At 55.3% G+C, this 6,964-nt stretch carries 5 protein-coding genes; 4 read left to right on the top strand and 1 reads right to left on the bottom strand.

The genetic code is table 11. The features are described from left to right. Nucleotides 1-3: 3 nt before the first annotated feature. Genes LQK84_RS23730 through LQK84_RS23740 form a run of 3 tightly spaced genes read left to right on the top strand, consistent with a single transcriptional unit; the run spans nt 4 to nt 5,468 of the window. Nucleotides 4-2,961 (top strand): TrlF family AAA-like ATPase, encoded by a 2,958-nt coding sequence (locus LQK84_RS23730; protein WP_442967011.1) that lies wholly within the window; start codon nt 4-6, stop codon nt 2,959-2,961. 36 nt (nt 2,962-2,997) lie between these two features. Continuing rightward, nucleotides 2,998-4,548, top strand: coding sequence for a hypothetical protein (locus LQK84_RS23735; protein ID WP_230831280.1), 1,551 nt, complete (start codon nt 2,998-3,000; stop codon nt 4,546-4,548). A 59-nt stretch (nt 4,549-4,607) separates the two neighbouring features. Beyond that, the gene (locus tag LQK84_RS23740; RefSeq protein ID WP_230831281.1) at nt 4,608-5,468 is read left to right on the top strand and encodes an RES family NAD+ phosphorylase; all 861 of its coding nucleotides are present in this window, start codon (nt 4,608-4,610) and stop codon (nt 5,466-5,468) included. Between the two features lie 219 nt (nt 5,469-5,687). Here the strand turns inward: LQK84_RS23740 and LQK84_RS25385 are convergent, their stop codons facing one another. After that, nucleotides 5,688-5,870, bottom strand: a complete 183-nt coding sequence (locus tag LQK84_RS25385) for a hypothetical protein (protein WP_442967012.1) — start codon at nt 5,868-5,870, stop codon at nt 5,688-5,690. Between the two features lie 87 nt (nt 5,871-5,957). Here LQK84_RS25385 and LQK84_RS23750 point away from each other — a divergent pair, with 87 nt between their 5' ends. After that, nucleotides 5,958-6,560 carry a LysR substrate-binding domain-containing protein gene (locus LQK84_RS23750; RefSeq protein WP_230831283.1) on the top strand — a complete coding sequence of 201 codons (603 nt, stop codon included), beginning with the start codon at nt 5,958-5,960 and terminating at the stop codon, nt 6,558-6,560. Nucleotides 6,561-6,964: the final 404 nt, after the last annotated feature.

Raw genomic sequence — 6,964 nt, forward strand, 5'->3', positions numbered from 1 at the left:
TAGATGACAAATTCGGGATCGAGATGGCTCAGGTGGGAGCCACACATTCATGCTCCGGGTACGGTTTTGAATGACCAATTCAAAGGGGCGGACAGCCGGGAACAATACCTTGGCAAAATCGAAGCGGCGTCCCCGACGATCCGGGCTCTTGGGGTGACCGACTACTATCTTCTGGACACTTATCAAGAAATTCGCGAGGCCAAGTACCGCGACGGCCGTTTGAAAGATGTGGACCTGATTTTCCCCAATGTCGAGCTGCGTCTCGCTTTCGGGACCGTGAAAGGAAACTGGGTAAACTGCCATCTTCTCGTCAACCCAGAAGAGGCGGATCACGTAGAGGCGACGCAGCGCTTCCTTTCACAGCTGACCTTCGACGCATTTGGTGACCGCTTCAACTGTACGCCCGAAGGCCTTACCCGGCTTGGAATGAAGGTTGACGGCAGTCTTTCTGGACGCGCGGCACTGTCTCGCGGTGCGACGCAGTTCAAGGTTGGCTTCGAACAGCTGGTTGAGTTATATCGCGCGGTTGAATGGGCTGGAAAAAACATCCTGATCGCAGTTGCTGGAAGCGAACACGATGGTACGTCCGGCATGCGGGGGGAGGCTGAGGGCGCTCAGCGACAGGAAGTTGAGAAATTCGCAGACATCATTTTTTCGAGCAGCAGCAGCCAGCGCGAATATTGGCTGGGACGAAAGACATCTGAGTCCGATATCCGGACCCGATACGGCGGATTGAAGCCCTGCCTGCATGGTAGTGATGCCCACGACAACAGTAAAATCGGCGCCCCCGACGGCAACCGCTATTCCTGGGTGAAGGGTGGGGCGCATTTCGACACGTTGAAACAGGCCGCGATTGATCCGAGCGGTCGGGCCTACGTCGGAGTGGCGCCGCCAACGCGCGCCATGCCATCCCAGGTCATATCGAGAGTTACGATAAAGAATACCGAGTGGGCCAAGACCCCTGAAATACACCTTAATGCTGGCTTGGTTGCAATTATTGGCGCACGGGGTTCCGGAAAAACGGCCCTGGCCGACGCTATCGCTGCGGGCTGCGATGCTGCCTCTCAACATTTAAGTGCAGCCTCGTTTCTCGTTCGCGCCGGCGATCTGCTGACCGACGCGTCCGTGGAAATCGAATGGGGTAGCGGCGATCCTTCAGAGCGGGCACTTCTCGACTACGAATACGATCCCGAACTGGATGGGCGATCAGCGCGTGCCTTGTATCTGTCTCAGAAATTCGTCGAGGAGCTTTGCTCGGCAGACGGTGTGACCGACGCGCTGCTTGCCGAGATCGAGCGTGTGATCTTCGATGCGCATCCGGAAAAGGATGGTACTTTCCGTTTCGATCAGTTGCTCGAACTTCGCGCTGAGCGCTTCCGGCTCGCGCGACAACGGGACGCTGAGGCGATAGTATCTCTATCCGATCAGATCGGTCTGGAACGTGACAAGCGCCGGCGAATAGCTAGTCTGAAACAGCAGATCAAGCAGAAGGAATTGACCGTAAAGGGGCTCGAGGGCGATCGCGAGAAGCTCATCACCAAGGGCAGCGAGGCCCGTGCGGAAAGACTGACTGAAATCGCCAATGCCGTCGAAACCGTCCGATCGAAAGTCCGGTATTTCGTAAACCAGGAGACTTCAATCCAGTCGCTGCAGGACGAGGTGTCCGCGTTTCGCCAGAACAAGGCTCCCGAGGCACTAAGAGTGACGAAGGGAAGTTATGTCGCGGCAAGGTTGGACGATAACGACTGGCAAGCTTTTCTCCTCGAATATCATGGCGACGTCGATGCTGCATTGAAAAGCAAACTATCGGCGGCTCAGAAAAGCGCTGCCACTTGGCGGGGCACGAAGCCGGCCCCCAATCCAGATCCAAATCAGTCCTATGTAGGCACAGACGTGGATCCAAAATCGTGCTCGCTTGCGGTACTCGAAGTCGAATCTGCTCGCCTTCAGTCATTGATCAACATCGATACTGAGACTGCCAAGAAGTTTGGCGATTTGGTGAGACGGATCGCCGAAGAGAATTCACAGATCGAAAACCTGAAGACAAGCTTGACCGATGCTGAAGGTGCCGCCGAACGAATGCGGACGCTGAGCGGCAACCGGAAAGATGCCTATCTGCGGGTCTTCGGTTCAATCATTTCTGAAGAGACTGTCCTTCGTGATCTCTACAAACCCTTGGTCGATCGCCTGCAGGCAGCCGAGGGCACCTTGCGCAAGCTGTCGTTCTCGGCAACTCGCAAGGCCGACGTCAAGAACTGGGCTGCGTCGGGTGAGAAGCTTTTCGATCTCCGTCGCGGCGGGGACTTCAAGGGTAAGGGGTCAATTGAAAAGTGGGCGAATACCCATATCAAGCATGCATGGGAGAACGGCGACGTTGCTGCCATCGACAAAGCTATTCAGCACTTCACGGACCAATGGCAGGATGAGCTGATGTCCGTGGCAAACGTTGCGGATGATGATGCTTCCGCCTATCGCGGCTGGCTGATGCGTTTTGCCAAATGGCTGTTCAGCACGGATCATATCCAGATTGAATACGGAATCGACTACGAAGGAACCGACATCACGAAGCTGTCGCCCGGCACGCGCGGAATCGTCCTCCTGCTTCTCTATCTGGCGCTCGATGAGAAGGATCAACGTCCGCTGATCATCGACCAGCCCGAGGAGAACCTGGATCCAAAATCCATATTCGATGAGCTCGTCGGGCTTTTCGTCGCTGCCAAGGAAAAGCGACAGGTCATAATGGTGACCCATAATGCAAATCTGGTGATCAATACCGATGCGGATCAGATCATTGTCGCGAGGTCCGGACATCACGCGCCAGGTGAGCTGCCGCCGATAACCTATCGGTCCGGAGGCCTCGAAGACGCAGATATGCGCAAGGATGTTTGCGATATCCTCGAAGGTGGTGAGGCGGCATTCAGGGAGCGGGCTCGCCGACTGCGTGTTCGGCTTGAACGATAGCTGGCGATGAATTCAAACTGAATGCAAGGCAGAACTATGAAATCCGATCCCGGGACGCGCGGGCAAAACGAGTTGGTAGGATGGTGCGAGCCCGAGCATCTGATAGCGCACAAGCCGGACCCTGACCGGCTGGGTTGGGATTTTCTCCTTGAAGCAATCCCGGATCATTCCGCCGATCGTCCCCTCGACCAGCAAAATTCGCTCCCGAAGTTCCTGATCCAGGTCAAGTCCACCGAACAACAATCGAGGGCTCCACGCATAAAGCTATCTGCCCTGAAGCATCTCGTAGACGCTGATTTGCCGGCCGCGATCGTTGTGCTCTACTACACAAAGGGCTCGCGACGATCGGCCAAGCGGGTAGTCATACCCATCGACAATGGCGTGATTGCTGACACATTGCGCGCAGTCCGCGAGCAAGAAGCGGCCGGAAACCGAGCAATCCATACCGTCAAAGTTCCGGTTCCCCTGACGCGCGGTGTGGAAATCGGCCCGGACGGAGAAGGGCTTTCGGCAAGCCTCCACGACATACTCGGGAGTGACCCGACCAGCTATGTCAGCCGCAAGATTGACTACCGAGAGAGTTGCGGGTTCGACGACGAACCGACCGTTGGACGGTTCTTCATCCCCGGCGAAAATGCTCGCCACAAGCTCGGGGAGCTTTTTCTCGGCGGACCCCGCGAGATTGAAGTGAATGACCTGACCATTGAGCGGCGCAGGTTCGGGATACCTTTGAAAAACGATCAACTCTACATCCGTGACGCAATCCTCGCGATGGATGCCCCACCGTTGTCTTCGGCTTCGATAGAGTTCGAGGCTTCGGCAGGGGAGTGGGTCGCTTTCAGTGTGGATGTTTTCATCGCTCCACCATTTGCAGAAGGAAACAAGATCCGGTTCGCGAATAGTTTTTTCGAAGTAAACCTCGATTTTGAGAAAGGCTGGGCAGGCTTTAACTTCGACTATTCGGGAGAGCGCGACGTCGAATTGGGCGAGGCTGTCTCGATTGTGGAGCTCGGTGCCATTCTTGCTCGGGACGAAAAAACAATCACTATTCATTTCGGTGAAGCGCGTTTGCCGCTGGAGATTTCATCCGACAAGGGCCCATTTTCCCATTGGATTCCTGTGGCATCAGTGCTGCGCCGCATCAGTGATGCTATCGATAGATCTCAGCGTCGTGCTCGCGGCCAAATAAGATTGTCGTCATTCTATGAGTGGGTTGAGAACAACGCCGAACTGTTGGCTCTGGGCTCAACACCCGGGGTGAACATGTTTTTCCCCCGGTGGCCAGATGATGCTTTGGTCGATAGCCAAGAGGTGATCTTGGTACCGATGTCGGTTGATATCGCGGGCATTTTGTACTCCGCCCTCGTTGAGGTGCCGATTATTTCAATTTCCAAGGCAGACTATGAGATCAAGTTGATCGGAGGGCAGCCGCTTATTGTCGACGACGTCGTGCGCGCGCAGGGCTCGAACATCTCTGATTTCATAGATCTTGGGGTAGAGAAATCGCTAAAACGGCGGAACAGTGATGGTCCGGCTTTCGTCTCAGGCGGATTTGAAAACTGGACGAGCAGCGCGAGACGCGACTGATAGTGAGCCGATCTTTACCAACAATATGGTGACGCGCATTTTTCGAACGAGGCTTCATAATGACGACGACCGATCTGGACGATCCTTCAAGACCTGAGTTTGCGTCTTACGATAGCTATCGGAATTTCGCGTTCCAGGTCCGACATCAGCGGCGCTACGTTTGGGATGCGCCCGTGCACGCCTTCGTGGACACCGTCCTGGCGACGATCAAGGATCGTGATGTCGAATTGCGCGAGGGAATGGTTCTTTTTCGTGCGCAAGCCGGGATCGACTATTATTCGCCGAGTAAGAACCGACCGGAGGAACCATACGGTTATGGCGCTGAGCGGATGAAACCTCGACCAAATAGATCGACGGAAGGCCGTGCAAACCCTGCCGGTATGTCGGTGCTCTACCTCGGGACGACCGAACAGAATGTGATTTCGGAGATCCGTCCCTGGGTGGGCGCCGAGGTTTCCGTCGCACAATTCAAACTAAAGCGGAAGCTCCGGGCGTTGGATCTGTCGCAAGGCCATGGGAAGTCGCACCTCAACCTCATCCTTGGGCACATCCTCAACAAGAAGCCGATGTCTGCAGAAGATAAGGAGAAAGCAGTCTGGATCTCGATCGATAATGCGTTTTCGCAGCCTGTGACGCGGTCCGACGACATGGCGGACTATGTGCCAACCCAGATTCTTGCGGAGGTCTTCAAAAACGCCGGATATGATGCGATCGGATATAAAAGTCAGTTTGGAGATCAGGGTCTGAACATCGTCCTGTTCAATCCGGATGACGCTGACGTTATCAATTGCGCGCCCTACCAAGTCACGGGACTGGAGGTGTCTTTCAAAGAGATTGGAAACCGCTGGTATCGCGCGGACAAGCCCAAGGCGCCTCGAGCTCGAAAGCGTGACCAATCAAAAAACGCACCGAAGTCATAGGCTATTTAAATACGCCCCATCAATTGCACTGCAATATTTATGTATAGCCTGCAATGTGCCGCCCCCCTCAAACGAGCACGCTCGCCCTGCTCAAAGGGCCCACGTCAGTGTACAATGGTGAGCTTTCGCGATGGCTGTCCAGTGAAATGTTGTACACACATAAGTTCCACTTGCAGACCCTCCTCTTCGATTTTCCGGATATGATGCGTTTAGGGGCAATCACTCTTCCTCACTGTCGGCTCCTTCTTTCAACATTGGGAAGATCGCTTCAAGTTGCTGGCAAACCGAGGCTGCCAAACCTTCCGAGTGGATCTGGACGCCAATCTCGCCCCAAGGAAAATCAGGGTCTGCAGAGGCAGACGCCCAGTTCAAACTGGTGACGGCGATTTCGTCGTCGTCCACGGCAACGAATTTGCCGTGGAGCGGGATCTTCTTTGTCCGCACAAGTCTCACCCCCGCTTCCGCGGATTCGTCAGCTAGCGCCCTAGCATGCCGATTTTTCACGGGCCCCGTCGTTGTCGTGTAGATAACAGTCGCCCGAACTTTGTCGGAGGAAGCGGTGGCGGCCTCGCCTTGCAGGAGAGCGCCCGGGCGAGCTGTCGTCCCAAGACGGTTATCCGTAACGGACCTTTGCGCGATAGCTCGCTCAAGCAGCGACGCTTTCGGCCCTTCTATCATGGGCTTTTCGCGTCTCCGGATTACCTAAGACGGCGCGGTGAGCCACAATTTGCAAATCTCGAAAGTCATGATCGCATAGCCTATCGGTTCAGTATGACGGGTCAGCTCCAGCCTTGGCGCGCACGTCAGGGAAACGAGTTGACACTTTCGCCACCGAGGATCGTTGTTAATGCAATTGAAGGTGCGCGTAGCGCAGCGCTCGCCGGTTTAGGCATCGCCTGGCTTCCGGACTTCATCTTGAGAGACGATCTCGAAACCGGCAGACTTGTTCGGATTTTGGAGGACGAGGTTCACGAGACGGGAGAATTCTTCCTCGTCTGGCCTTCTTCGCGTGGGGAGCCGTTACGCTTGCGTGCCCTGATCGATCATCTGATCGCCTCTCAGGGAAAAACCAATGCTGAGTTAAGTGTATGAATGTCCGCTTCAGCAACGTTTTGACACCAAACCCGCCATTCGGCTCCCGGCCCCTAACAGCCATTCCCGAGAGCAAGCAGCGGGCTCTACATTGAAATTTGGCGCAGCCGTGTCGGCAAACGACGGGTTGGCGGTTCGAGTCCCGTCAAGAGCAGTAACAAGGTTATGGCACAACGCCATTTCCAGTCAGATAAACTCCCTTACGAACAAATCCTCGAAACCAACCCAAATCTCCGCCGCCAAATCTGCCCCAGGTACTGATGCGGCCGACGTTCTACGCCGTACGCCTCCGGTGAGGGCCGCCTTGCGAGATTGGCGTGAACATCGGAAGTCCTAGTGCAAACACTAGGAGTAGTCCTATGACGAAGCATCCGATTGAAGTGATCACGTCCGTTGAGCGTCGG

The sequence above is a fragment of the Rhizobium sp. C4 genome, from assembly GCF_021026315.1.
Lineage (GTDB): Bacteria > Pseudomonadota > Alphaproteobacteria > Rhizobiales > Rhizobiaceae > Ensifer_A.